This is a genomic window from Paenibacillus sp. BIC5C1, from assembly GCF_032399705.1.
GTDB classification, from domain to species: domain Bacteria; phylum Bacillota; class Bacilli; order Paenibacillales; family Paenibacillaceae; genus Paenibacillus; species Paenibacillus taichungensis_A.
Map to the genome: position 1 here is coordinate 4,276,975 of NZ_CP135922.1, position 25,142 is coordinate 4,302,116.

The 25,142-nt window shown below is 45.2% G+C and carries 25 protein-coding genes and 1 riboswitch; of the genes, 3 read left to right on the top strand and 22 right to left on the bottom strand.

The genetic code is table 11. The annotated features are described in order from the left end of the window. Position 1 precedes the first annotated feature (1 nt). The 3 genes from RS891_RS18940 to pdhA all read right to left on the bottom strand — a co-directional run bounded on the left by RS891_RS18940 (position 2) and on the right by pdhA (position 3,641). Entirely contained in the window at positions 2-1,315 is a 1,314-nt protein-coding gene (locus RS891_RS18940; protein WP_163759972.1) for a dihydrolipoamide acetyltransferase family protein, read from the bottom strand. Positions 1,316-1,490: 175 nt separating this feature from the next. Further along, positions 1,491-2,468 carry an alpha-ketoacid dehydrogenase subunit beta gene (locus RS891_RS18945; RefSeq protein ID WP_062325380.1) on the bottom strand — a complete coding sequence of 326 codons (978 nt, stop codon included), beginning with the start codon at positions 2,466-2,468 and terminating at the stop codon, positions 1,491-1,493. A 105-nt stretch (positions 2,469-2,573) separates the two neighbouring features. Next, positions 2,574-3,641 (bottom strand): pyruvate dehydrogenase (acetyl-transferring) E1 component subunit alpha, encoded by a 1,068-nt coding sequence (pdhA, locus tag RS891_RS18950; RefSeq protein WP_062325382.1) that lies wholly within the window; start codon positions 3,639-3,641, stop codon positions 2,574-2,576. A gap of 255 nt (positions 3,642-3,896) precedes the next feature. Between pdhA and RS891_RS18955 the strand changes: the two genes are divergently transcribed. After that, on the top strand, positions 3,897-4,631 hold the full coding sequence (locus RS891_RS18955; protein WP_113054506.1) for an alpha/beta hydrolase: 735 nt from the start codon (positions 3,897-3,899) through the stop codon (positions 4,629-4,631). A gap of 156 nt (positions 4,632-4,787) precedes the next feature. Here RS891_RS18955 and RS891_RS18960 read toward each other — a convergent pair whose 3' ends face one another. Further along, on the bottom strand, positions 4,788-5,258 hold the full coding sequence (locus tag RS891_RS18960; RefSeq protein WP_113054507.1) for a low molecular weight protein-tyrosine-phosphatase: 471 nt from the start codon (positions 5,256-5,258) through the stop codon (positions 4,788-4,790). Between the two features lies 1 nt (position 5,259). Next, on the bottom strand, positions 5,260-5,928 hold the full coding sequence (locus tag RS891_RS18965; protein ID WP_113054565.1) for a trimeric intracellular cation channel family protein: 669 nt from the start codon (positions 5,926-5,928) through the stop codon (positions 5,260-5,262). A gap of 187 nt (positions 5,929-6,115) precedes the next feature. Between RS891_RS18965 and RS891_RS18970 the strand changes: the two genes are divergently transcribed. Together RS891_RS18970 and RS891_RS18975 are read left to right on the top strand one after the other, a co-directional pair. Continuing rightward, positions 6,116-6,757: a thiamine diphosphokinase gene (locus RS891_RS18970; RefSeq protein WP_315792870.1), complete on the top strand. Its 642-nt coding sequence runs from the start codon at positions 6,116-6,118 to the stop codon at positions 6,755-6,757. Positions 6,758-7,039: 282 nt separating this feature from the next. After that, positions 7,040-7,540 (top strand): C40 family peptidase, encoded by a 501-nt coding sequence (locus RS891_RS18975; RefSeq protein ID WP_113054509.1) that lies wholly within the window; start codon positions 7,040-7,042, stop codon positions 7,538-7,540. A gap of 139 nt (positions 7,541-7,679) precedes the next feature. Here the strand turns inward: RS891_RS18975 and RS891_RS18980 are convergent, their stop codons facing one another. From RS891_RS18980 to RS891_RS19060, 17 genes are all read right to left on the bottom strand, one after another. Beyond that, on the bottom strand, positions 7,680-8,369 hold the full coding sequence (locus tag RS891_RS18980) for a winged helix-turn-helix domain-containing protein (protein ID WP_258530722.1): 690 nt from the start codon (positions 8,367-8,369) through the stop codon (positions 7,680-7,682). 161 nt (positions 8,370-8,530) lie between these two features. Continuing rightward, positions 8,531-9,580: a MoeB/ThiF family adenylyltransferase gene (locus RS891_RS18985; RefSeq protein ID WP_315792871.1), complete on the bottom strand. Its 1,050-nt coding sequence runs from the start codon at positions 9,578-9,580 to the stop codon at positions 8,531-8,533. Further along, on the bottom strand, positions 9,577-10,344 hold the full coding sequence (locus RS891_RS18990; RefSeq protein WP_315792872.1) for a thiazole synthase: 768 nt from the start codon (positions 10,342-10,344) through the stop codon (positions 9,577-9,579). The genes RS891_RS18985 and RS891_RS18990 overlap by 4 nt, the downstream gene beginning before the upstream one ends. 3 nt (positions 10,345-10,347) lie before the next feature. Next, complete coding sequence (gene thiS / locus RS891_RS18995) at positions 10,348-10,551, bottom strand: sulfur carrier protein ThiS (RefSeq protein ID WP_113054512.1); 204 nt, start codon at positions 10,549-10,551, stop codon at positions 10,348-10,350. Next, positions 10,548-11,777 carry a glycine oxidase ThiO gene (gene thiO, locus RS891_RS19000; RefSeq protein ID WP_315792873.1) on the bottom strand — a complete coding sequence of 410 codons (1,230 nt, stop codon included), beginning with the start codon at positions 11,775-11,777 and terminating at the stop codon, positions 10,548-10,550. Before thiO ends, thiS begins: the two co-directional genes overlap by 4 nt. Before the next feature lie 4 nt (positions 11,778-11,781). Continuing rightward, a complete protein-coding gene (locus RS891_RS19005; RefSeq protein WP_315792874.1) occupies positions 11,782-12,468 on the bottom strand; it encodes a thiamine phosphate synthase in 687 nt (228 codons plus the stop codon). Between the two features lie 223 nt (positions 12,469-12,691). Continuing rightward, a riboswitch (TPP riboswitch) is annotated at positions 12,692-12,801 on the bottom strand. Positions 12,802-12,866: 65 nt separating this feature from the next. Further along, positions 12,867-14,417, bottom strand: coding sequence for an ABC-F family ATP-binding cassette domain-containing protein (locus RS891_RS19010; protein ID WP_113054515.1), 1,551 nt, complete (start codon positions 14,415-14,417; stop codon positions 12,867-12,869). A gap of 132 nt (positions 14,418-14,549) precedes the next feature. Next, a complete protein-coding gene (locus RS891_RS19015) occupies positions 14,550-15,533 on the bottom strand; it encodes a hypothetical protein (protein ID WP_315792875.1) in 984 nt (327 codons plus the stop codon). Further along, entirely contained in the window at positions 15,520-16,071 is a 552-nt protein-coding gene (locus RS891_RS19020) for a hypothetical protein (protein WP_315792876.1), read from the bottom strand. Before RS891_RS19020 ends, RS891_RS19015 begins: the two co-directional genes overlap by 14 nt. Beyond that, positions 16,068-16,466 (bottom strand): hypothetical protein, encoded by a 399-nt coding sequence (locus RS891_RS19025; RefSeq protein WP_113054518.1) that lies wholly within the window; start codon positions 16,464-16,466, stop codon positions 16,068-16,070. Before RS891_RS19025 ends, RS891_RS19020 begins: the two co-directional genes overlap by 4 nt. Before the next feature lie 16 nt (positions 16,467-16,482). After that, entirely contained in the window at positions 16,483-16,968 is a 486-nt protein-coding gene (locus RS891_RS19030; RefSeq protein WP_111619553.1) for an ABC transporter permease, read from the bottom strand. Between the two features lie 55 nt (positions 16,969-17,023). Beyond that, positions 17,024-19,090, bottom strand: coding sequence for a hypothetical protein (locus RS891_RS19035; protein ID WP_315792877.1), 2,067 nt, complete (start codon positions 19,088-19,090; stop codon positions 17,024-17,026). After that, entirely contained in the window at positions 19,080-20,906 is a 1,827-nt protein-coding gene (locus RS891_RS19040; protein ID WP_315792878.1) for an ATPase, T2SS/T4P/T4SS family, read from the bottom strand. Before RS891_RS19040 ends, RS891_RS19035 begins: the two co-directional genes overlap by 11 nt. 6 nt (positions 20,907-20,912) lie before the next feature. Continuing rightward, on the bottom strand, positions 20,913-21,743 hold the full coding sequence (locus RS891_RS19045) for a CpaE/TadZ family protein (RefSeq protein ID WP_315792879.1): 831 nt from the start codon (positions 21,741-21,743) through the stop codon (positions 20,913-20,915). After that, positions 21,740-22,453 (bottom strand): hypothetical protein, encoded by a 714-nt coding sequence (locus RS891_RS19050; RefSeq protein ID WP_113052117.1) that lies wholly within the window; start codon positions 22,451-22,453, stop codon positions 21,740-21,742. Before RS891_RS19050 ends, RS891_RS19045 begins: the two co-directional genes overlap by 4 nt. Before the next feature lie 67 nt (positions 22,454-22,520). Then, entirely contained in the window at positions 22,521-23,543 is a 1,023-nt protein-coding gene (locus RS891_RS19055) for an SAF domain-containing protein (RefSeq protein ID WP_113052116.1), read from the bottom strand. A gap of 26 nt (positions 23,544-23,569) precedes the next feature. Beyond that, entirely contained in the window at positions 23,570-25,048 is a 1,479-nt protein-coding gene (locus tag RS891_RS19060) for a serine/threonine protein kinase (RefSeq protein WP_315792880.1), read from the bottom strand. Positions 25,049-25,142 lie beyond the last annotated feature (94 nt).

Sequence of the window (25,142 nt, forward strand, 5' to 3'; positions counted from 1 at the left end):
CTTACACCTCCATAACAAGCAGCTCAGGGTTAGCGAGCAGCTGTTTAATGTAGTTCATAAAGTTTTGTGCTGTTGCGCCATCGATGATACGGTGGTCGAAGCTCAAGGAAAGAGCCATTACAGGTGCTGCAACAACTTCGCCATTTTTGATAACGGCTTTTTCGCTGATGCGTCCAGTTCCAAGAATTGCAACTTCAGGGAAGTTGATGATCGGAGTGAAGAACATACCGCCAGCAGAACCGATGTTACTGATGGAGATTGTGCTTCCTCTCATTTCGTTCGCGCTCAATTTGCCATCGCGGCCACGAGCTGCCAGATCACGAATGGAATCAGCGATCATCCAGATGGATTTACGATCAGCATCTTTGATAACAGGAACGATCAAGCCGTTGTCTGTATCTGTAGCGATACCGATGTTGTAGTATTTTTTGTATACAATTTCATTAGCTTCTTCATCGATCATAGCGTTCAATGCTGGGAACTCACGGGAAGCTGCAACCAGAGCTTTAACGATGAATGGCAGATAAGTTACTTTTGTACCTTTTTTCTCAGCGATAGGTTTCATGCGAGTACGGAAAGCAACCAGTTCAGTTACGTCCACTTCGTCCATGATTGTAACGTGAGGTGCTGTGTAAGCCGATTTAACCATCGCATTGGAGATCGCTTTACGGATACCTTTGAATGGTACGCGCTCTTCTTCCACACGTTGATCAGCTGCAGCTGCTGCTGGTGCTGCGGATTTTTTCTCTTCTTGAGCCGGAGCTTCGGAAGATGCCGCTGCGGAAGAACCGCCACCGTTTTTGAAGGATTCAACATCTTCTTTAGTAACTTTACCGTTGTTGCCAGTACCGTTAACTTGAGCGATGTCTACGCCTTGTTCACGAGCAAATTTACGCACGCTTGGTGTTGCCAGAACGTCTTTGGCAGGTACTGCCGGAACGCTGTTGTTTCCGCCTTCTTTAGCTGCATCCGAGCTGGAAGCTGCTGCGGAAGAACCGCTTGTGTCAGCTCCGCCTTGAGCTGCATCTTTTTCTTGATCGTCTGCAGGAGCGTCGTCTTGCTCAGGAAGCTCGCCTTCAGCATCGATGATTGCAACAACTTCGCCAACGTGGCAAACTTGGCCATCTTTTGCGAATACTTCTGTTACTGTGCCGTTAACCGGGCAAGGTACTTCAACGACCGCTTTGTCATTCTGTACTTCCATGATGATGTCGTCGTCAGTTACTTTGTCACCGACTTTGATGTGCATCTTGATGATTTCGCCTTCGTGAAGGCCTTCGCCCAGTTCAGGGAATTTGTATTCAAATTTAGCCAACTGAAAAACCTCCTTGATTATGTCTCAATCCTGAAAACAACCCTTAACTCCAAGAAACAACCGTTACTGCTAGTGCAATAAACTGTTACTCAAGGGGCTAATGGCTGTTTACAGTGCAGCTTGCGCTGCGGTGTGGATCACCATACTGCGCCTTGCGGCATGTCAGATGATTAAATTAGAAATTTACGACTTTGTTAACCGCAGCAACGATACGTGCTGGGTTAGGAAGCCATGTATCTTCGATTTGTGCAAATGGATATACAGTATCCGGACCAGCTACACGCAGAACCGGTGCTTCCAAGTGCAGGATTGCTTTTTCATTGATTTGGGCAATGACTTCAGCTGCAACACCTGCGCTCTTTTGAGCTTCCTGTACAACAATTGCACGGTTTGTTTTCTTAATGGAAGCAACGATAGTATCGATGTCGATCGGGCTAACCGTACGAAGGTCGATAACTTCAACTTTGATTCCTTGTTTCTCGAGTTCTTCTGCTGCTTTCACAGATGTGTGAACCATCATACCGTAAGTAATGATAGTTACATCAGAACCTTCACGAACAACGTTCGCTTTGCCCAGCTCAACTGTGTAATCTTCTTCAGGTACTTCTGCACGGAATGCATGGTACAAGTTCAAGTGCTCCATGAAGAATACAGGGTCGTTGTCGCGAATAGAAGCGATCATCAGACCTTTTGCATCATAAGGGTTAGAAGGTACTACCACTTTGATACCCGGAGTTTGCGTAAGCAAACCTTCAAGGGAATCTGTGTGCAATTCTGCCGCTTTTACACCGCCACCGAATGGTGTACGGAATACGATTGGAGAATTATATTTACCGCCGGAGCGGAAACGCATACGAGCTGCTTGAACTACCATTTGGTCAAGGGCTTCGAAGATAAAACCAACGAATTGGATCTCGGCAACCGGACGGAAACCTTGAACACCCAAACCTACAGCCAGACCGCCAATAGCGGACTCAGCGAGTGGAGTATCAAATACACGCTCTTCGCCAAACTCTTTTTGCAGACCTTCCGTTACACGGAAAACGCCGCCTACATTACCTACGTCTTCACCGAAAAGCAGAACGTTAGGATCACGTTTCAACTCCACGCGAAGCGCATCACGGATTGCTTCTTTCATGTTCATTTGTGCCATTTGCTTCATTTCCTCCTTAAACATTGACAGTTCACATTTGAATTCATACATGTATACCGGGACACCGGAACCCGTCCCGGATGTTTATGCTTTATCGGAAAAAACTTATTGGAAATCAGCTTTTTGCTCTTCCAAGTGCTTAGGCGTTTGTTCGAACATGCTGTCGATCAAGCCTGAAATCGTCATTTTCTCGGTTTTTTCCGCTTTTTTGATCTCTTCGTTCACTTTTGCTTTTGCTTCTTCTTTCACACGTGCTGTATCTTCTTCAGTCCAAAGACCTTTTTTCTCCAGATATTTAGCAAAACGCGCGATTGGATCTTTAGCATTCCACTCAGCCTCTTCTTCTTTTGTACGATACTTGGAAGCATCGTCAGAAAGGGAGTGAGGACGGAAACGGTAAGTTACTGCTTCGATCAGAGTTGCGCCTTCGCCGTTACGACCACGTTCAGCAGCTTCCTGAACCGCTTTGATAACTGCAAAGATGTCCATACCGTCAACTTTAACACCTTTGATACCTGCCGCTACCGCTTTGTGAGCGATAGACAGAGCTGCCGTTTGTTTGGCAAAAGGAGTTGTGATGGCATAACCATTGTTTTGTACGAAGAAAATAACAGGCAATTTGTAAACACCAGCGTAGTTCAGACCTTCATAGAAGTCACCTTCTGAAGAACCACCATCACCTGTGTACGTAATTACAACTTGTTTTTGTTTCTTCAATTTGTAACCCATAGCAATACCCATTGCGTGCAGAATTTGTGCACCAATGATGATTTGCGGCATCAATACATTAACGCCATCCGGGATTTGTCCACCATGTTGGTGTCCACGGGAGTACAGGAACGCTTGATAAAGAGGAAGTCCATGCCACACGAGTTGCGGAATGTCACGATAGCCAGGACATACAAAGTCTTCTTTTTCAATTGCAAATTCACTACCAACCATTGTAGCTTCTTGACCAGATACTGGAGCATAGAAACCAAGACGACCTTGACGGCCCAGGTTTACTGCACGGTCATCCCAAGTACGGGTAAATACCATGCGGTACATAATTTCTTTTAATTGATCGTCGGAAAGTTTAGGCATCATGTCTTTGTTAACGATTTCGCCGTCAGGAGACAGCACGGACAGAGCTTCTACATCCTCCGTATATACTTCATAAGGAACCTTGCTCATTTTTTTCTTCACCTCAACAAAAAATTTGAATATCAAGTTCCGCTGTTATAATATTATTATACACCTGTTTCACTGCATACGTCAAAGATATCCGTAATTTTTTTATGTTTCCTTCCGGATTGTATGTATAACAGGGGCTTAATATTGGTATAACAGCATAATACATGTTTGCGTATTTGACCTATCCCCGCACAAGGTTAATCTTACCGTATTGCGCGGTCGAATGCAAAAATTAACCGAGAAAGGTGACGTTTTATGACGGATTCCCGCTATTTGAAACGCACGATTGTGAAGGAAGAGATTGAGAGCCGCTATCTCGGAGAGAAGCGCACACTACGAATTTATCTTCCCCCTGGCTATAACGAATTGTTATCCTACCCTGTCGTTTATTGTCAGGATGGTGAAGAATTTTTCAACTTTGGACGTATCGCCACCACTGCCAACCGTATCATTCTCGACGAAGGAGCCGAACCTTTCATTATAGTAGGAGTTCAGGTGGACGTGTCGGTAAGAACTCAGGAATATGCCCCTTTCGGGGATCGGTTCAAGGCATATACATCATGCTTCGCTGAAGAGATTATTCCCTATGTAGAAGAGAAATATCCTGTTCGCCGCTCTCCGCAGGAACGTGTTCTTGCCGGAGACTCGCTGGGTGGCAGCGTTTCGCTTCATCTTGCTCTGCTTTATCCGGACCTGTTCACACGTGTCATCAGCATGTCTGGAGCTTACTACTCCGCTTCCCAGGAGATCTACGCTGCAGCTGAAGACTTGTCCTGGTTGTCGATCTGGATGATTGTTGGTTTGCAGGAGACTGCATTTGAAGCCGACACCGGCACGTATGACTTTGTTCAATTAAACCGGGATACCCGTGATTTGCTGGAAAAACGAGGTGCGCTTGTCTCCTATCAGGAGAAAGATGGGCATCACCAATGGGGATTCTGGCAAAAGGAACTGCCGGAAGCATTGCTATACTTTCTTCAGGAAAATTAATATCATTGAACACGGCGGCTGAAATGCCGCTTTTGTTTTACAACTTTATGATACCGCTTACATTAACACTCAAAAAAGAAGCAGGTTCTCCTGCTTGTCCGTTCCAGCTTCTTCTCTTATAGCACACTTGTCATTCCAAGCAAATATAACTGATTGTTACATCAATGAATATTCCTTTTCAATCCGATCCAGCAAGACGTCGCAACCTGCATCAACCAGCCTGTAGACTTCTTCAAAATTGCCCGTATAATACGGGTCGGGTACTTCACGAAGCGTCTCGTCTGGCAGCAGATCCATCATTTTGATAATTTCCGCATCTTCACCGCCCGTTACACTTCTTACATTAGCTGCGTTGGAATCATCCATGCATATAATGTAATTAAATTGTGTGAAGTCTGCACTTTCAAATTGTCTTGCTGCCATATTGGCATAAGAAATTTGATATGAATCCAGCAAGGATCGAGTCCCCTCATGCGGAGGTTTGCCAACATGCCAATCTCCTGTTCCTGCCGAGTCCACAGAAATCTGATGGTCAAGCCCTCTTTCACTCACTTTATGACGGAGAACAGCCTCAGCCATCGGTGAGCGACAAATGTTACCCAAACATACAAATAAAACGTTAATCATGTTATTCCCCCTTACTCAAAGTGCGGTTAAGTGGCGCCGGTGCTGTCTGAGGTTTAACATTCTCCGTTTGTACCAGGGAACGACGGGGCAGCTTCCATTTATAATGAACAGAACACATCCGGAAGAATACAACTGCTGCGAAACATATTAACAGTCCGGCGTTAGTTGTAAACCATCCCATACCTATGGCAAAACCAGCTGTTATTGCCCACACGGCATAAATTTCATCGCGCAGCACCAATGGTTTCCTGCCAGCAAGCAGGTCACGAATGATACCTCCGCCTATACCGGTCATCACAGCAGCTACAATAACTGCACTAATGGGATGTCCCATATTGGTCGCATATAACGCCCCTTGAATCGCAAATGCTGCAAGTCCGATCGCATCGAACAGCGCTTCTGTCCGCTTCCAGTGACTAATCCACTTAAGAGGTAGTACAAATGCAATCGCTACAGAAATAAGGGCGAGCATAATCAGCATTCCCTGGCTCCACAGCATGGTTACGGGTACACCAATGAGTACATTACGAATGACTCCACCTCCAAATGCAGTCACGAGACCCAGCACAAGCACGCCCAAAATGTCATACTCCTCTTCCATTGCCACGAAAGCTCCGGACATTGCAAATGCGATGGTACCTATAATGCTGAATACTTCAAAAATGTGCAAGTCCAACCTGTTCAAACCTCACTTTTCAAGTCATCTCCATGTCGCTCTACCCATTGTATCCGCGCATGCCGAAATTGTGCAACCACATTTTGTAGATTATACTGGTTTTGTGAATGATTTTTGCATCATTCTAACACCTCATATAGAAGTGAATTGTTTCTTTATTGATTAGGAAGGATGAAATAGAATGACGAAGAAGCGAATTGTTATTTTTACAGGCGGGCACCTCTCTCCCCGATTTCTAAAAGAAATCGGTAAGGATGACATCATTATCGCAGCAGATCGCGGGGCATTATTCTTAATAGAAAACGGAATTCAGCCACACATCGCAGTAGGAGATTTTGATTCCATTACCGAGCAGGAACGGGAACGTGTACAAGATAACAGCGAACGGATAATCACCTGCGATCCTGTACATAAGGATTTGACAGATACCGAGATGGCATTTGAAACAGCATTGGATCTTGAGCCTACTGACATTCTTATGCTGGGCGCAACGGGCACTCGCATGGATCATACACTGGCTAACGTACATATTATGGTCCGCGCTATGCAGCATCATATTTCCTGTACTTTGCAGGATGAACACAATTATATGATGCTAACGACCTCCCAAGCTTTTGTGGAAGACCGTGGATATGAGTACATCTCTCTCCTCCCACTCACTAATGAAGTAACAGGTATTACACTGGAAGGTTTCATGTACCCGCTAGATCACGCAACTATACGCATGGGACAATCTTTGGGGATTAGCAACAAACTGCTCGGCAAATCTGGCACCGTCTCGATCGATAGTGGGTTATTACTCATTATTCAGAGCAAAGATTAACCTTTCGTCTAAACTTATTACGTTTTTGTAACCAATAATTTAGCCTGATAATAAACGTATAAAACAACAAATACCCTTGATATATCAAGGGTATTTTCTATGGTTGTAACAATAAAGATTCGTCAATGATTAATTTTTTGACATTTTTAATGGTATTTTAATAAACAAACCCAAACCATTGAGGCCCTAAGGATGATGAGGTTTCATCCAATTTCTAGGCTGTTACAAAGCTGTTATACTCGCTCTAGCAACTAAACGAAAACGAATTTTGGAGGTACTCACATGAAAACAAACATCTTTGTCCAAAAGGCCGTAACCGTCGGGTTGTGCGCTACACTAGGTTTTGGAGCTGTATTAATGACAAATGCACCTGTTGCACAGGCAGCAAGCGCTTCTGTATCCACAGGACAACAAATCGTGAATTATGGTAAAACCTTTACAGGAACTCCATATAAATTTGGCGCGTCAACTTCTACAACCAAAAATTTTGACTGCTCTTCTTTTATGAAATACATCTTTAAAAAGTATGGTGTTGATTTGCCGCGTACATCCGTTCAGCAATCCAAAGAAGGCGTAGCTGTGTCTAAAGCAAATCTACGCGTTGGAGATCTGGTCTTCTTTTCTAGCGGTAGTCGCTCTACAGGCTCCAATATTACTCACGTAGGCGTATATGCAGGCGACGGAAAAGTGCTGCACACGTACGGATCACCAGGTGTTACTCTTTCCGACTTGAACTCGGGCAACTGGAAAAAAACATATATTAAAGCTCGCCGCGTACTGTAGCTCATATTTTGAATACAACAAAGCGATTGGGGCCGGATCTAGTGATCCGGTCCTTTTATATTTACCCCATAAATTTCTCTGTCCAAACTGGAATTATATGGAGGAAGGGCAAGCGTTAGGCACAGCGATACAACCTCTTTTATTGGGTATGAAGCATATAACCGATGCCACGGACGGTATGAATTAATTTGATACTCCTCCCCTTATCCACCTTCACCCGTAAATGTTTGATATACACATCCACCACATTGGTATCCATTGCAAAATCATATCCCCATACTTCCCTTAAAATAACGCTCCGGGGACATGCCTCGTTCACATGACGGGCCAAAAATTCCAGCAATTCGTATTCTTTCGGAGTCAATATCAGATATTCGCCTGCACGACTTACACGACGTGAACGCAGATTGACCTTGAGATCATGCACTACAATGACTTCTTCGTCTTCTTGTGAAACATGCGAGAACACGCGTAATAAATTTCGAATTCTGGCCATCATCACATTACCGTGAATAGGTGCTTCCATCACATCATTAGCGCCGTAATCGAGTAATTCCACAATTAATTCAGGCGATATCTTGGGAGTTATCACAAGTAAAGGAGAAGTGACTCCTATGTGCACAAAAGACTCTAGTCCATGTTTCAGGGTATCTTCATGACATCCTTCATTCATTAAAATGATCATATTGAGATTCGTGAGCGTTAATTCAGAAAGACGGTTCAGATCTGCCCACTCCATTTGCTCGACCTGATACCCTTCAGCACACAATATGCCTTGAATAAAAGAAACCAGATCTCCCTTGCCAACCAGTAATATGGAAGTTTTCATTTTTTCACCCGGCCTGTCTCATACGCTGCTACATTTATTGGTTTAAACTACTTTTAATCCCCACATGTGCATCGCAGCATTGTTGTATGTTTATCATGCCGTAAAATGAAAAAGTCCATTCCCGGAAGGAACGGACTCAGAACACTCATTTGTTTTTTTCTTTAACCAAAGTACCGGTGAACCAGCGTACGCGCCTCTGCCGTGTCTTTTGTTCCATGAACAAGGACGCGCCCATCCTGAAAAATGACCATCCTGTGACCCCCAGTTGTAAAAGAAACCAAAAACGGATTAGCCTCCACGTGGCCTTCATCCAGCTTACCGAGGCGATCAGCCGTATGCTGTAGATCCAGATTCATTCGCCGTGAAGGGCGAATCTGTACCGTATCTCTACCGCATAACACGTCTGTTTTTTCCAAGTTTGAAGAAGAGAGGTACGGATAGCTAGCCTTTACTCCGCAGGAAGGACAGTCTTCTTTTCGGGCACCGTCGACGTTAATGGCTATGTATTCGTTTCTCCACACATCGAATGATAACAACTTGCGTCTCAGTGCACCTGCATTGCCACTAAGTAACTTCATCGCTTCCGCAGTCTGATTAGCCGTAACCATCTGCACTGCCTGAGGGATAATGCCTGACGTATCACATGTATCCCCACCTAAAGGAACCTCACCCAACAAACAGTTTAAACAAGGTGTTTCTCCAGGCAGAAACGTGTAGGTAATTCCATAACTGCCCACACATCCGCCGTAAATCCACGGAATACGATACTTTTGAGACATATCATTTATTAATAGCCGGGTATCAAAATTATCTGTGGCATCCATGATCAAGTCTGCGTTCTGAACCAGTTCCTCCAGCTCGTCTACTCTGACGTCCATCACTTTACCTACAACCTCAACGGTAGAATTAATGTCAGAAAGGCGCTTTTTTGCAGCCATCGCTTTGGGCATTCGCTGAATGGCGTCTTCCTCTATATATAATTGTTGTCGCTGTAGATTGCTCCATTCCACATAGTCACGATCTGCAATGGTAATATGGCCAATTCCTGAACGTACCAGTGTTTCAGCAATGCCCGTACCAAGCGCGCCCGCTCCAACAATTAATACTCTGCTGTTATTCAATCTATGCTGACCTTCCTTACCAATAGGTGCATACCGTTCCTGTCTGGAATAGCGGTCTCCCTGTTCAGAAGATTGTGTCTGATTAGTCATGTATGAACCATTCCTTCCGCGGGACTGCTCGCTGCTGCATAGCGCTTAACTGGAATCATGCCTGCCTCATAAGCCAGTCTGCCTGCTTCAACCCCCATCCGCATTGCCTTCGCCATCTTCACCGGATCTCCAGATCCAGAAACAGCCGTATTCAACAATACACCGTCAGCTCCCAGCTCCAGCGCATGAGCAGCATCTTTAGGTGCACGAAGTCCTGCATCCACAATAACAGGAACAACGGCTTGTTCAATAATGATCTCCAGGTTATAGGGATTAATAATCCCTCTTCCCGCCCCTATCGGTGAAGCCCCAGGCATAACAGCGTGTACGCCGAGTAGTTGTAATCGCTTGGCCAAAATAACATCGTCTGAAATATAAGGCAGTACCGTAAAGCCCTTTTCAAGCAGGATCTCGCAAGCTTTATATGTTTCAATCGGGTCAGGAAGCAGTGTGATTCCATCGCCGATAACTTCTACTTTTATCATATCACAAAGTCCTGATGCTCGAGCAAGCTCTGCGATTCGCACAGCTTCCTCTGCTGTTGAAGCACCCGCTGTATTGGGAAGCAGGGTATACTTTTTCAAATCCAGTGTGTCCAGAAAGTGCTGTTTGTGACGATCTTCCAGATTCAATCGCCGAACTGCAAACGTTAAAACTTCCGTGCCTGAGGCCTCAACCGCCTTGCTCTGCACTTCCAAGTCCGAAAATTTGCCCGTACCCAACAGCAATCTAGATTCAAACGCATAATTTCCAATCCTCAACATAATTCAACCGCCTCCCACAAAATGTACAATTTCAATTCGGTCTCCGTCTCTTAACGCCGTCGTTTCATGATATTCCCGCGTTAAAATTTGACGATTCAATTCAACCACGACGGTTTTTACTTGCAAATTAAATGAATGTAGCAATTTGTCCACACGATCTAAGCTATCTTCAATTTGCATGGTTTGTCCGTTGACAATGATGTTCACTGCAACATCTCCTTTCTGTTCAAACGTTCTGGACAAAGGTCCTGAATCCCCAGTTCTTCCGAGGTTTTGCCATAAATCAAGTCAGCCATGAGGCTGGCTGTAATCGCACTAAGCAATATTCCGTTACGATAATGTCCAAAAGCAGCGAATAAACCCGGAACACTTTCACAAGCGCCCACATACGGCAATCTATCCGGAGTCGAGGGACGAACACCAGCCCACGCTCGGATAAAATGCGCATCCTTCATGCCAGGCACCCAATTTGTCGCAGCTGTAAGCAGCTTCTGAATACCTTGCACCGAAACATTCATGTCTGTTCTTCCAGGCAGGCTTGTTGCACCGATCCACACTTCTCCATTGGCTTTAGGAACAATATATATATCCTCTGCATACACCGTTTTGTCAGGTCTGTAACCGACATAGTCGGGTGAAAACTGCACCGCTGCAATCTCCCCTTTCACAGGCAAAATAGGCGATTTCAGGCCAACATGTCTCATCAATTCATCACCTTGTAACCCTGAAGCAATAATCACATTTCTCGATGTCATTGTTCCTATTGAAGTCTCGATTCCTTGTACACCGTTTACATTCGTATGCAAACGGACATCCTGTACACCTTCCATCACCCTCGCACCCATAGCTTGAGCCGATCTGATATAAGCCTGTGTTAGATTGACGGGAAGGACCTCGCTCTCGGAGGGTCTGTAATATGCTCCATACGTATCCCTGTTTAACCATGAAGCTTCCTGTTGGACAGCGACACGATCCCACCAAATATGTTCTGTAGATAAGGTAGACGATCGATTATTTTTGTAACTGGTGACCTCACAGTATGAACGAAAAGGAGTAATAAAACCATGCTGTTGCAGTCCCATCTCCACTCCGCTAAGCGAACTGATTCGTTCCTTCTGCTCATGAAGCAAAGCTCTACTCTTCCGTGCAAGCTTCGCCATTACAGCATGAGTGAATGCCTCACTGTCAGCAGCAAGCATCCCGGCGGCTGCACAGGAAGTTCCCCCAGCAATTCGCGCCCGCTCAACCAGAAGAACATCATGTCCTCGGGTAGCGAGTTCATATGCGATGGCACAACCGATAACGCCTCCGCCTACAATAATGGTTTCTGCATGAATCTTGCCTCGAACTTCCGCTCCAACTTTACTTCCCGATACGATTCCTGGATGATAGCCTGAACGATTCCTGCTTCGACTTCTTGCTTCCTCTCTCATGATCTCATCTCCCTGGTTCGGCGTACTTCTCTGAATCTGTGATTGCCTGCCGTAATGATGCCGCGGCTAGTTTCGGCTCATCGTTCGCCCAAATCGTTGAAATCACAGCGGCCCCTCTGGCACCAGCAGTTCGAATGGCAGCAATATTATCAGCTCTAATCCCGCCAATTGCGATTATCGGAATCGAAACATTGGAGCATACCTCGGCCAATGCACTAAGCCCTTTGGGTTCGCAATTTGGTTTGCTATTTGAAGCATAGACATGCCCATAAAAGAGATAATCCGCTCCACGTTCTTCTGCAACTTTTGCTTCTTCCGGAGAATGAACCGATATGCCTACGCGCAGCCGCTCGACTCTCTTCAACTCATCCTTATCGTAACTGCGAATAACTGTTTGCCCCCAATGCACACCACCAAGCAACGTATGTTGATCCAGCCGATCTAAGCCATTCATAATGATTTGGTTAGATGGAACACCTTGTGTGTTCAGACTTTGCGCCCAATACATCTGTTGCTCAAAGGACAGCCTTTTTTCCCGAATGTGAATATAATCAACCCACTGCCATATATACTTAGCAATATTCAGAAAAGAGTCCATGTCTCCTGTACCTGGTGAAACCACATGCAGTTCGAAAGCTTTTGTTGTTACATGTTCGTGGAAGATTGCCGTCCTGTCCGCCTCCTCTTGCATGATATAAGCTGATATAAAACAAAAAAAAAGCCACTCCCGTAGGGGAGTGGCCACGAATTTAAAAATTCATGGATCAACTGAATGACTGCCGCATGCAATTATTCTATACATAACGGATAACAACTATAGAAACCATCCATAATCGCAACGCTGTATACATAGAGATGCATGATTCATCTTGCAGGCAATATCGCAAAAGTCATCGATAACGCTCTTTGTCATTAGTTGAAACGCGCCACTTCCCTACGCTGGTATGATCCAGATCAGGTACAAAGGGTCCGGAATCGCATTCTTCCATCTCAGCCGCATCGTGCGGCCCCCCTAGTGTTCATATGAAGCTGTAGCCTATGTTACCATAGACACCCTTTTTTGTCACCGTACAATTTCCATTTATTACGTTATTGTTTCTCGGACCAAGCTTCAACATCCCATGTTTTGGTAACCCAATCTTCATAAAAATCAGGTTCATGGGATACGAGCAGCACGGTACCCTTGAATTCTTGCAAGGCACGTTTCAGCTCTGCTTTAGCCGTAACATCCAAATGGTTTGTAGGCTCATCGAACAAAATCCAATTACTTTCACGCATCAGAAGTTTACATAAACGAACTTTGGCTTGTTCACCACCACTAAGCGCATTAAGCGGACGAGTGATATGCTCATTTTTCAATCCACAACGTGCGAGATGGCCCCGGACTTCATTCTGTGTCAGATGAGAAAATTCATTCCACACATCTTCAATCGGGGTAATGTTTCCTGCACGTACTTCCTGTTCGAAATAAGCTGTTTCCAGATAGTCACCCAGGAAAGTCTTACCGCTGATTGGTGGGATTTTTCCCAAGATAGTCTTAAGCAATGTGGATTTACCTACACCATTACAACCAACAATGGCAATTTTCTCCCCACGCTCAATCGTCATCGTCATCTTGGGCAATAATGCATATGAATATCCAATTTCAAAATCAATGCCTTCAAAGACGGTTTTACTACTCGCCCGGGCATCCTTGAATTTGAATGTGGGTTTGGCCGCTTCGTCTGGACGATCGATCCGTTCAATCTTACCGAGCTGCTTCTCTCGGCTCTTGGCACGACCAGAAGTAGAAGCACGGGCTTTGTTCCGTTGAATAAAATCTTCCTGCTTCTTGATATACTCCTGCTGTTTCTCATAAGCATCAATATGCTGCGCCTTATTCATATCAGCCATTTCAAGGAATTTGTTATAGTTTGCTGCGTAACGCGTCAATTTGGCAAATTCCAGATGATAAATAACGTTAACGACCTCATTCATAAATTCCGTATCATGCGAAATCAGAATGAATGCATACGGGTAGTCCTTCAAGTAACGCGTCAGCCATTCGATGTGTTCCACATCGAGATAGTTCGTCGGCTCATCCAACAGAAGAGCAGTTGGTTTCTCCAGTAAGAGCTTGGCAAGCAATACCTTCGTACGTTGACCACCACTAAGCGCGGCCACGTCACGATCCAGACCGATGGCGGACAAGCCCAGTCCATTTGCCATCTCTTCCACTTTCACATCAATCAGATAAAAATCACCTTGCTCCAATTGCTCTTGAATGTCTCCCATTTCTTCCAGCAACAATTCGAGCTTGTCCGGATCGGCGTCTGCCATCTGATCTGTGATGGACATCATTTCTTTTTCCAACTCAAGCAAGGGCAGGAACGCATCCTTAAGCACATCACGAATCGTTTTTCCAGGTGTGAGCTTGGTATGCTGGTCCAGATATCCATAACGAACTTTGGGGGTCCATTCGACCTTCCCTTCGTCCTTTAACAATTTCCCGGTAAGAATGTTCATCAGTGTGGACTTGCCCACACCATTTGCACCAACAAGACCTACACGCTCTCCGGCAAGTAAACGAAAAGATACATTTTTAAATAACGTGCGGTCTCCGAAATTGTGACTCACGTTCTCTACTGACAATAAACTCATAAGATGAGGTTGCTCCTATCTATTGGACATTACTATCGTTCCGAAACCCTATTTTAGCACAGGTGTCGCCTTTTCTGAAAGTAATGTAAACATCTCATGCAACCTCGCTTTTTTATTACAAACAAACCGCCTTTAATTTATGGAACAGTTATACTCAAAATAACCTTGTGCTGCCGCTTGTTTGGCATTTGTAAATACCTCTTCCGCTCTGTAACCATTGTTACATGTGGAAGGATAATAGTATTTAATTCCACTTACCGGATCAACTCCACCAACGATCGCTGTTTTCTTCACCAGTCTGCCACCACCAATGGCATAATTGTTTATCTTTTGGTTACCTACAGGTATTCCCTGAATAAAAGCCATAAGCCCCGTGTCATTAATCGAATTGTACCAATCTTCCTGAGAAATCAATGGCATGGTAAAGGTATAGGAAACACCATTCCTTCTTGCAAACTCATTATGCCGGTTAATAACATCTGCCAATTCTTCCTGCACACTTGTCACGATACGACTTCGTCTGATCTGCTCAAATGTTTCGGTATTCTGAAGCAGAGGGATTTGTGTGCTGGAGGCCAGTTCTTTCTGGAACCCTTCAACCCACATACCCAAGCCTGCATCGTAGGCATATATATACCCATCGAGTGTAAAATTAATACTGCTACCATTTGAATCAGAATATGTATAGGGCTTTTTGGGACTCCAAACTTGCCGGAATGAATCTTCAAGATTTCCGGTCACTTCTGTTTCGTTCGCCAAAATATAGTAACCATCATAATCCAGCACGACCACTGCAGGAATGTAATTAAACATGGCCCGTATAGCCGCAAGATCATCCTGAATCCCCATATTTAGCGCCATTGTTTGAGTAAACGTAGCTAAGGCAAGCTCTTTGTCCGCTTTAACAAATTTGGTCGAATCATACCCTGCTTCATCGTTTTGCTTCTCATTTTGATGCATCACGGCCCCTGCATCCAGTACAGCAGTCTGAAGTGCCATCTTATATCGATTGCTTAAATATTGAGCCTCCTGGGCATTGTCTGTATTGTGAGAAATAACCCAGAATATAGGTAAAAAGATAAGCACAAACACAATGGAAAGATCAGTAATCTTCATTGAGCACCATACCCCCATATGTGGTAAACACAGCTGCAGCTTGCGCAGACCCGTTTAACCACTCACGAATCAGCATGGCAGGTGTGCGATTGGTGTTTTTGACGGTTACTGTGAAGAAATCCCCCATTGCCAGTGTATATCTGCGCCCAGGATCGTCTAAAGCCAGCACACCAGACGAAGGAAACAACTTTGCTTTAATCTGGGCTGAATAATAACCATCCTGCACAGTTTCATAAGTACCAGAAAATGTGCTCTGATCCATCGGATCCGAGTAATGAGGAACATATTTTTTGTGCAAATGTTCCATAGAAATCTCATAGGCATTCCCCGTTCGGGCCATCTGTTCTTCGAACTCTGCATACATGGCAGGGGAAATGTATCCCTTTGTTCTGATTGCATCGACAAAACGGGTAACCGTCTGAACAACAGTCATGCGTGCCATGTCATCCTGTCGATTAGCAGTCTCTGCTGCCGGGTATACATAAAGCAAAATCACTGCCAGCAAAACAGAAAGCAGCTTGGATGCAGCATTAATCAAGGTGTACTGGCCTCCTTCCAAAATGCAATCTTTAGCAGTGCGCCAGCTTCACTTCTTATGAACTCAGGTCTATACGAAGCTGCAAGTTGCACAGGTATGGTTCCTCTTCTGTTTACAAGAGGATCAATGACATATGCAATCCCGTCCACCTCCACGCTGACCGTTGTCCCTGTCATTTGCCTCACAGTGTGTAAGACTTCAGCACCACTATAACGGATTGGCTGGCTTATACGTAGCGTGGTATTCACCCGTCCTTCCATGTCTGCTGTCGTCTTCACCAAATGATTTAATGCGTCTGATAGAACCCGAACATTCTGCTGCCCGTACAGGCAGGCTGTCACAAATAAGACAACCGCCGTACAGAACAACATAAGCTGCTGTGTATTCTGGGACATGTTAAACCAACTCCTGTCAGGATTGCTGGAAAATAAGCCCTCTTACCACATTAGATCTGTCTTTTACGATAATTGCTTTGAATTTACCACTTGGATTGACATATTGATTGTCTTTTTCACTCATGGTCTGGTTGATAACGCCCACTTTCTCGTCAGGTGTAATAACCGAACCATAATCTGCATTATTGAGATCCTGGGAGATGTTCAACTGATTACCGTACCATTGACCTCCCTTGTTTTTACCTGTTATAACTTGAATACCGAACTGATCCTTGTCCGCATATTTACGCAACGCGTTTGTAACCTGTGATCCACTAATGGTTGTTCCGTCATACACGGTAAATGCAGCTTGAGACAATTCGGTCTGGATATCGGCAAAATTGTTCTGTGCCGTTTTGGTCGCCTCCTGAGCCGAAATAAACAATAGAACTACAATCGTAATAAGGGCGATGGTCAGAAAGATGCCTGCTGCCACCTTTAAAGCGCTTGATGCATTGTTCATGATAAATCCTCCTATATTGTTTTTAATTTATTTCAGACTGTGACGTACATGGTCGTTACAGTTTCTGAATCTGTTCATAATAAATGTTCATTTGTAGGAAACTCATGCCTACCAGCGGAATGACCAGATAGAGGAAGATCAGGGCATACATCGGTGTAAACCCGATCATTCTCCCCCATGACGCTTTAACATCAATCATCTTGGTGTATTCCTGCTTCCGTTGTTCAAAATAAAAGGCCATCATGCTATCCAGATCATCAAATGCTTCTCGAATTGAAATTTTCCCGAGTGCAAGTTGCAGCTTTTCAACCAAACGTTGAAATTCAGGCAGCCCTGCATCTTCTTTTAATTGTTCAAGCGCATGCTCCGGCCCATGTTCAAAGTGCAACAGACATTTTTGCAATGGCCTTTTGAAAATAACAGCAAAGCGATTGAGCCATTCCAGTATCTCCTCTACGGACATACGATCCATCTCTCGCAAGATCGAGATAACCGTCTGAAACTGATAGATTTCATGCCTCATATCCATACTTCTCATTTTGCGCTGGAACATCATGAGCCATATCGGCATGTGATAACCCGCTATACCTATCATCATTGCAATAATTAACTCCCACCAGCGGAGGTATTGTTTGTTGTAACCTTCCAGCTTCTGCAGGATGCGTGCAATTGTTTCATTCTGTGTATCATGGTCCAGTTGAACGGGATTCACGGACTGCAGTGCATTGGAGATCTCATCAAAAGTGGCTCCTCGCTTCATTTCAATGCGCTCTAGTACAGCTTGATCCAGGCTTGCTTTTTCTGTAGCCTGCTTCAACTCCGCCTCTCCCATCGAGCCAAACATCCGGTCATCTCTCACGGGGTCATATAAAATATGATTTCGTTCAACCTGATGCAGCAGCAAAACACAGCCAATGGTCAGGACAAAACAACTTGCAAATAACATCAGCCTTCGTATAGAAAGCCATTCATATTTCAGTTCCGAGCTACTTTCCCGCATCAGTCTTACGGTTTGACTGTAATTGGTACTGCCAGGTTTTGCCGCGAACAACATCGCAAGTTTACGAATGAACGTCTGCTTGTATAAGAACTGATCCATTCTGGAGTGTTTGCGTCCTGTCCGATAACGGGTTTCATCATATTGCTGAAGTCTTTGCAAAAGCAGGTAGGCAAGTATGATGATGACGTAGATGGATATTTTGGTTATAAAGCCGATTTTGCTGCGATAGAACTCATCCATCGTCGGAAAACTTCCTCTGGCCCAACGTTCAATTGGAGCGGTGAACAGAACGGGGGCAAGGGCAATGATGTTCAACCCTTTTAACAAATAGTCCAATTTGTCCCGCCGCAAAATCTCCAGATGAATTTCCTGCGTCAGATTCCCCAAACCTTTCAAGTAAATCGAACCCTGTGCTCTGTCTTTATCCCCGAACTCCATCACCATATATGAAATACCGGCGAAACCTTTAAGAAAACGATTTAGCGCAATCTCGTAGTATCGTTCCAAAGCTTCGTTCGGATCTGGAGAAGTCAATGCTTCATAGATCAACAGCACTTGCTCGGCAGCCTCTCCTTTACCTGCTTCCGCTGCTTCATACAGTGCTTCCTCTACCATTCCATGCTGATGATACCGATGTCTCACGTCGGCAAACAGGTCCAGCATCTGTACCAACAGTCGTTTCTCCATACGATTCAGACACATATCCAGTACAAGGCTGTTTAGAACTACAGCACAGAGTACCGACAATATGACAAAGGCGATACCCGGCTGCATAAGAAAAAGGATTACACTAATACTCCCGTATCCTCCGAGGATCATTAAGACCACGCTCATCGCCATTCGTCTTAAGGATGGTTCGTCGCCAACATGCCGGAATGAAATTCGTTTCTGTACTTGCAGAATATAGGAAGAGAGAAGCGGCACTTTCATGCCCCAGCGATAAGACTGTAACAGGAACGATCCCCACCGCAGCGTACGATTTCCGTTTAGCGTAGCGATTCCGATAGATTTACTTGCATTGTCTCCTTCTTTGTGACGTAACAGGTTCAGTACAAGTAGCGTGATTATCAAGCCACCTGCACATATCCCCAGCACCAAGAGAAGAACAAACTTAACGGTCATAGGTATCACCCCAATGTTGCTTGATGAACTGTTCGAACAGCGCAGCGTCCTGCAGTGTCATCTGATCCCGCATATCCGTAATGCTCCCTATGGAGATCGGAGCTGTGATGACGTAATTGCCATCCCTGTACTCAATCACATTGCGAAACGTAAATCCCGCCCGTTCCTCCACGCTATCCCCTTTATTCGCGCGTGGCAGACACTCCGTAATTCGTTCGATATATCTTCGTCCCTCTGCGTCCTTTTTCATATGTACATCAAAATTAATGACACTTACGACCTGTTCCTCGGCAATATGTTCATGTTGGAACATACCTGTTTTGAGTAGTGAATTACGGAGGGAGAAGACCAGATCACGAAACGTTTTGGCGTGATGGGTAAACAGGGTGAACAGACTGGCAACCTGGGACATCTGAATCATCCATGCGGCTACTTCATCACTTGCGACCTCACCGAGAATATTTACAGTACCATCCGTCTTTTTCTGTAAGTCCAGTCCCTGTTGACCTGAGATGTGCTCCGTTTCCCGGAAACTTAGTATGTTACGGCGACTGTATATACGCCGCAGTTGTAGCTCGAAAGCCATCTCCTGTACACGCAGGGTATACGAAGCGTAAATATGCTTCACCATCGCCATAAGTAGGGTCGTTTTACCCGACCCCTGTGCTCCTGTTACAGCTGTAATTCGACTGCCTTTCATCAAAAATTGCAGCAAAGTGATTGGCAGACCTGCGTTGTTACCAGTAATCAACTGTTCCAGTGAAGCATTGGGAATATCGAATTTCCGGACAAAGAATGCCCATGATTCAGCAAAGGGAGGACGTACAACAACGACACGTGATCCATCCTTCATCTCGTTCACCTTGTACCCATTCGCCTCCGAAAGCTGTCCCGGATAGTTGTATTTATAAATATTCTGACATACCCTCTTCAGTTCACGGATACTGCCAAATGACAGGAAGGACAGATGAATGGACTTACCTTTATAGAAAATCCAGACACTTTCCATTCCACTAAGTGGTTCTTCGAGGGGAGCATCTTCAAGTCCATCCGTGAGCAGATCATTCCACGAAGCTGGCTGCCGTAGCCCCATATCCTGAAGGGCATCCAGCATGCCGCTTACACCACCACTAACGCCATCTATTCGTTGATCTCTTATTTCATCAACCACCGAGAAACCTTTATAATGTTGATAGATACGTTGAACGATGATATCCGTTTTTTCTCTGAATCCAAGCTCTCTATACTCACACTCAAACACATATCGGATGTCCTCCTCGGAGATATAGTAACTTCCTCCGTCGTCTGCACCTTCACTCAGCCTCAGTCTGCCCAGATCATAAGTGTCAATCATGCGCGACAAAGCATCAACACCAAATTGCTGCCGGTATAGATAAAACACAATTTCGAATTGATCCTGAACCGTCAGCAGCTCCGTTTCACCAAAATAAATGACCTCATCAATGTTCGACTTACTCAGTCCTATACTGCGAGTAAGAAGATCACCTATCAGATTTTTGACATATGTTTTGTCACTGATGCTTCCTGATACACAACCTTTAAGCGCCTTGCGCATTTCGGCACGTTGATTGATTCTCCGGCGATATTCTTCTTCATGCAATCCGGCATCAGCAAGTTGACTATGACTAAGCTCATGAAGCGAGTTCTTTACTTTCTCCGTCAGCACTTCAATTGTGAAGGATTCACGCTCAGGGGCACGATTATGCTTTTCACGATGGGAAGCTTTATATTTGAACCAAACATACGCAAGGCATAACAGCAAAATTAAAATTAACCATAGGGTATTCCAGAGCATCAGAGGTCAGGCTCCCCTTTCTAGCCTCTTTAGTACGGTTCGCATCCCTGCTCCGTCCATAATGAGGCGAGCAAGTTCAGTCATACTTGCGGCAAAGCTCCCTTTACGAATATCTTTATTGTTGCTCAGACCTTCCAGTTGCAAGTACGCAGCCGCATCACGACGATTGAAGGCATCCAGAAATCCGGTGGTATAAGGCAACACTGATATCGAGCCTTTGTATCGAAAACGCCGACGAATGTTGGTGATGGTTGCACGTGAATGAGGATCATACTTATTCAGCACGATGTGCAGCTTCTGATCACTCATACTCTCGGGTCTGATTTTTTCAAAAAAATACTCCAGATCCCTCATATTTTGATTCAGGTTCACCACAACATAGTCCGCTTGATCCACCAGAACCTTGTTATTAGTACCTGCGCGATCTGCATCGAGAAGAACCAGATCATAATATTCGTTGGCTACGTGCAGCAGCGTTTTTAATGTATCCACATGCTCTTCTGAGGAACGCTCCAGCCTGTTAATTCTGCCAGTCAACAAATCCAGACGATCTTTGAGCAGCGGCTTGGTGTAATCCCTCAAATTGTGCTTGTTCAGACTCCCGCTGATATGCAGCCGTTCCACAGCATCCCATCCCCCCTCCTCGAATGTAAATGCTGATCCCGTGTCCTCTATTTCTTTAGGTGGAAGGGCTGCTTCTGCGCTGCTACCGACTGGACCTGTATTTACAAGCAAAATTCTTGTCCTATATTGAAGGGCCATTGCATAGGCGCCGATTAACGCACTTGAGGTGCTGCCTGTTCCTGCAAAAGGACTCCAAAACGTAATGGTGCTCATGCCCTCATCCTTTCTGCTTCTTTAATAGCCCGGCGACTCTGGACATTTTCCCATCCGGTCAACTGCTCCACTAATCTGCATAGCGATCTTTTATAGTTCCGTGACAGTGGCCCCAGGCGAATACGGCGATGATGCTCGTTTTCCAGTTTGACTGCTGCAGTCAGTTCATCCCAAGGCAACATCAGCGATTCCCCTGTCCATACAAATGGACTACCTTCCAGATACGCCCACAAATATCGAGCTTCCAGTTTGCATTCAACGGCATTAATCAAAATGCGCTGGAACGGCAGTTCTGCTGGCAGGGACTGTTCTTCAAGCAAACGCTTGAGCCACCCTTTACCTCGTTCCAGATTGTAGCGTTCATAGTCACTGACCCAGACACGAGTATCTGCTGTGAGCCATAGATCACGTGACGCAAAGTGTGATGTTTCCATGTCGTAAAGGACATAATCATAACTCTCTAATTTCTCGCCATTCGCTTCAAGATGACTCTCTACCGCTGTTGAAGTTACGAACTGACAAGCGATATCAAAACCTTCAAATTCTGTAATACGCAGAGATTGCTGACTTTCCCCAACGCCGTATCCATATTTCTGTTGTAGTGTTCCATCAACAAGCAAGACACGTTTACCGGAGGACGCTAGTATTTTGCAAAGGTACAGCATCAGGTCATTCTTTTCGCATAACCCAGCAAAGATCCATGTTTGCATAGCTATCAAAGCTCCTTAAAGTTTCTTTATACGTTGTTAAATGCATAATAATTATATTTCCTACGTTTTACTCCCCGCCCGTTAGCAAGCTTTTCTGCTCATCCGTACTTGAAGTGGATGTTGAAAAATCATTGCTCTCTGTACCCGTCGTTCCGCTGCTACCTGAACCGTCATTCCAGATGACCCCATCAGTAGACGAAGAATTATTTGCTCCAGGGCGACTATTGTATGAAACGGAAGACTGTGCAACATCCTGCTCTACACCTTGGGATGGCGCTGACATGGATGCGGCGAGTGAACTTTCTAGCGAACTGCGTACTTGCCGCGCTAACTCCACTTCAGCCCGACGTACAAGATTAGGATCACTCTCCAGCAGTTTTAACACTTCATTGTTGGCAGGGTATGTCGGGATTGCTGGTGTCTGGAACTGGGGTTCTACATAGGTTAGGGCATAGATTGAAGCTTTATGTAAATAGGCATCTACAATTGCACTTGAAAGGGACAGGATCTCCTCCTCCGACATTGTAATCCATAGTGTAGCTGCATTTAACCTTTCAACTTTCTTTTTGGACAGGAGAATATAGTCTTGACCCGTTGGAAACTGAATACGAATATCAATGATGTCTCCCTTCGCAAGTGAAGAGGGTAATAACACAACCTGTAGTTCCCGGTTTCTTAAATCCGGCGGTGCCGGGGTATCCTCATACACCATTTCAGTTGTAATAGCAGTTCCCTTTTTTAATTCTATTTTCGCCACTTGACCATCCATCTGCTTGGAGCTGGACCACAGATTCCTTGGTGCCTGAGCATCTGGAACGGCTATCAGTTTGATATCCTCGGGCAATATCGGCTCTCCTGCTTCAACATCCCGTATAGTTACCCATCCCTGTGCCCCCGAGTTCCATTGTTGCATCAATTCAGCTTCTTTTTGTTCGTAGGCTGACGAGTAACGGGACTCCACTTCAGCTCTCGTATCACTCATGGTTTTGACATTGTAAATGACATATGCCCCAAACAATAAACCGATTGCTCCTGCTCCCGTCAATCCAGCGTAAATCAGTTGACGGCTTTGTTTTCTTAATTTAGACAAAAGAGGCTCTCCTTTCGCAATCTCTTCTAATCATGTGCTCTTTTTCTTGCAAAGAATGAACGTTTCTTGGGAAGCTGCCCCATCATATGAGTCAGAATATGTGCAAAAACCTTATCCATCTGCGGCTCCCGATCAAAGGGATCGATATGTAAAGGCAGGCCGTAGACACTGGAAGTATCCAATGTTTTTCGGATGCGCTGAACGGCATCAGATGCTGCCAGTGGCAGGCAGTAGATCCATTTGTCTTTCGGGTACCGGTTGTGTGAACGGACAAAAGATCCAATCTCAGCTTGTCTCCATTCGGCACCGGAACCTATAACAATGGGCAAGTCAGCTCTGAGAAACTCTTCAAGCCGGTTCTGATCCTGACCACTGCCCAGATCCATCACAATGAACTGATAGCTGCCTCCCAATAAAGACAGGATGTCTGCACGTCCAGATTGTTTCCAGTAATGTACACCATCCACTGCAAACTGTCTGCCTGCTGGCACGGGTTTACCTGCATGCGCCACTTGTTGAATCCGTGTAAACGATTGGGAACGTGGCGACATCTCGATTATGGCAACTTTGAAGTTCTGCCGCTCCAGATAGTGACTTATGGCTATGGCCGTATGCGTAACTCCAACACCGGATGATGCCCCTGTCAAAGCGATCACTCTTGTTCCTCCGCTTATCGTCACCGTCGTTTCTGAACCACCAGCAGCTATTCCCGGTCTGCGCAGCAGCTCCTTACGAACTTCATCAGCCGATTGAAAACGTTCATTCGGATTCAGTCGCAACAACCTTCTCGCAACAGGAATATAGGTACGTGGAACATCGCTGCGAATGGAACTCTCTACTCCCTGAATCCATTCGGTATAAGTCCCACAAGTCATGAGATAGAGCAGCAATGCTCCAAGCCCATAAAGGTCAGAACGCGCATCCGTCTGGCCTGAACCATATTGTTCTGGTGCAGCGAAGCCGGCCGTTCCCAATTTAACCGTATCATCAACTCTTTGTGCTTTATAGCTCCGTGCTATCCCAAAATCAATCAGTCTAACTTCATGTTCTGGTGTAATCATAATGTTGGATGGTTTCAAATCCCGGTAGATGACAGGCGGGTCCAGACTATGCAAATAACTCAATACATCCAGCAACTGAAGCACAAACTCCGTCATATGCTCAAGCGGAATCTTCCCCCGACATTGCTTGAAATAGTCACTAAGTGTCAATCCTTCAATGTACTCCATCACAAGATAGGTATAACCGTGCTCATCAGGAACAAAAAAATCTACGATTTGCGGCAATCTGGGATGCCTCAGAGATGTAAGAAGAGCAGCTTCTGACTCCATACTGCCTTCGTATGGCATCGCCGTCACGCTTTCTTTAATCGCCCAGGTTTTGCCTGGCAACTTCAAATCCTCTGCTTCATATACATGGCTCATACCACCTGAACCTAGAATGGACACAATACGATACCTTCCTCCCAGCAGGCTTCCACGCTCGAGCCTGGCCGGATGTCTCATATAGACTCCTCCTTGTATGCATAACAAAAAAGGGAAAGCTTCACCGAAGCGGAACAGACCGGATAGCCGGACTCTTCACTTCGGGATGCTTTCC

Coding starts and splice junctions, on each gene's coding strand:
- RS891_RS18945 (WP_062325380.1), bottom strand. CDS start 2,468: ATGGCACAAATGAACATGAAAGAAGCAATCCGTGATGCGCTTCGCGTG.
- pdhA (WP_062325382.1), bottom strand. CDS start 3,641: ATGAGCAAGGTTCCTTATGAAGTATATACGGAGGATGTAGAAGCTCTG.
- RS891_RS18955 (WP_113054506.1), top strand. CDS start 3,897: ATGACGGATTCCCGCTATTTGAAACGCACGATTGTGAAGGAAGAGATT.
- RS891_RS18960 (WP_113054507.1), bottom strand. CDS start 5,258: ATGATTAACGTTTTATTTGTATGTTTGGGTAACATTTGTCGCTCACCG.
- RS891_RS18970 (WP_315792870.1), top strand. CDS start 6,116: ATGACGAAGAAGCGAATTGTTATTTTTACAGGCGGGCACCTCTCTCCC.
- RS891_RS18975 (WP_113054509.1), top strand. CDS start 7,040: ATGAAAACAAACATCTTTGTCCAAAAGGCCGTAACCGTCGGGTTGTGC.
- RS891_RS18980 (WP_258530722.1), bottom strand. CDS start 8,369: ATGAAAACTTCCATATTACTGGTTGGCAAGGGAGATCTGGTTTCTTTT.
- RS891_RS18985 (WP_315792871.1), bottom strand. CDS start 9,580: ATGACTAATCAGACACAATCTTCTGAACAGGGAGACCGCTATTCCAGA.
- RS891_RS18990 (WP_315792872.1), bottom strand. CDS start 10,344: ATGTTGAGGATTGGAAATTATGCGTTTGAATCTAGATTGCTGTTGGGT.
- thiO (WP_315792873.1), bottom strand. CDS start 11,777: ATGAGAGAGGAAGCAAGAAGTCGAAGCAGGAATCGTTCAGGCTATCAT.
- RS891_RS19005 (WP_315792874.1), bottom strand. CDS start 12,468: ATGCAAGAGGAGGCGGACAGGACGGCAATCTTCCACGAACATGTAACA.
- RS891_RS19010 (WP_113054515.1), bottom strand. CDS start 14,417: ATGAGTTTATTGTCAGTAGAGAACGTGAGTCACAATTTCGGAGACCGC.
- RS891_RS19015 (WP_315792875.1), bottom strand. CDS start 15,533: ATGAAGATTACTGATCTTTCCATTGTGTTTGTGCTTATCTTTTTACCT.
- RS891_RS19025 (WP_113054518.1), bottom strand. CDS start 16,466: ATGTCCCAGAATACACAGCAGCTTATGTTGTTCTGTACGGCGGTTGTC.
- RS891_RS19030 (WP_111619553.1), bottom strand. CDS start 16,968: ATGAACAATGCATCAAGCGCTTTAAAGGTGGCAGCAGGCATCTTTCTG.
- RS891_RS19035 (WP_315792877.1), bottom strand. CDS start 19,090: ATGACCGTTAAGTTTGTTCTTCTCTTGGTGCTGGGGATATGTGCAGGT.
- RS891_RS19040 (WP_315792878.1), bottom strand. CDS start 20,906: ATGCTCTGGAATACCCTATGGTTAATTTTAATTTTGCTGTTATGCCTT.
- RS891_RS19045 (WP_315792879.1), bottom strand. CDS start 21,743: ATGAGCACCATTACGTTTTGGAGTCCTTTTGCAGGAACAGGCAGCACC.
- RS891_RS19050 (WP_113052117.1), bottom strand. CDS start 22,453: ATGCAAACATGGATCTTTGCTGGGTTATGCGAAAAGAATGACCTGATG.
- RS891_RS19060 (WP_315792880.1), bottom strand. CDS start 25,048: ATGAGACATCCGGCCAGGCTCGAGCGTGGAAGCCTGCTGGGAGGAAGG.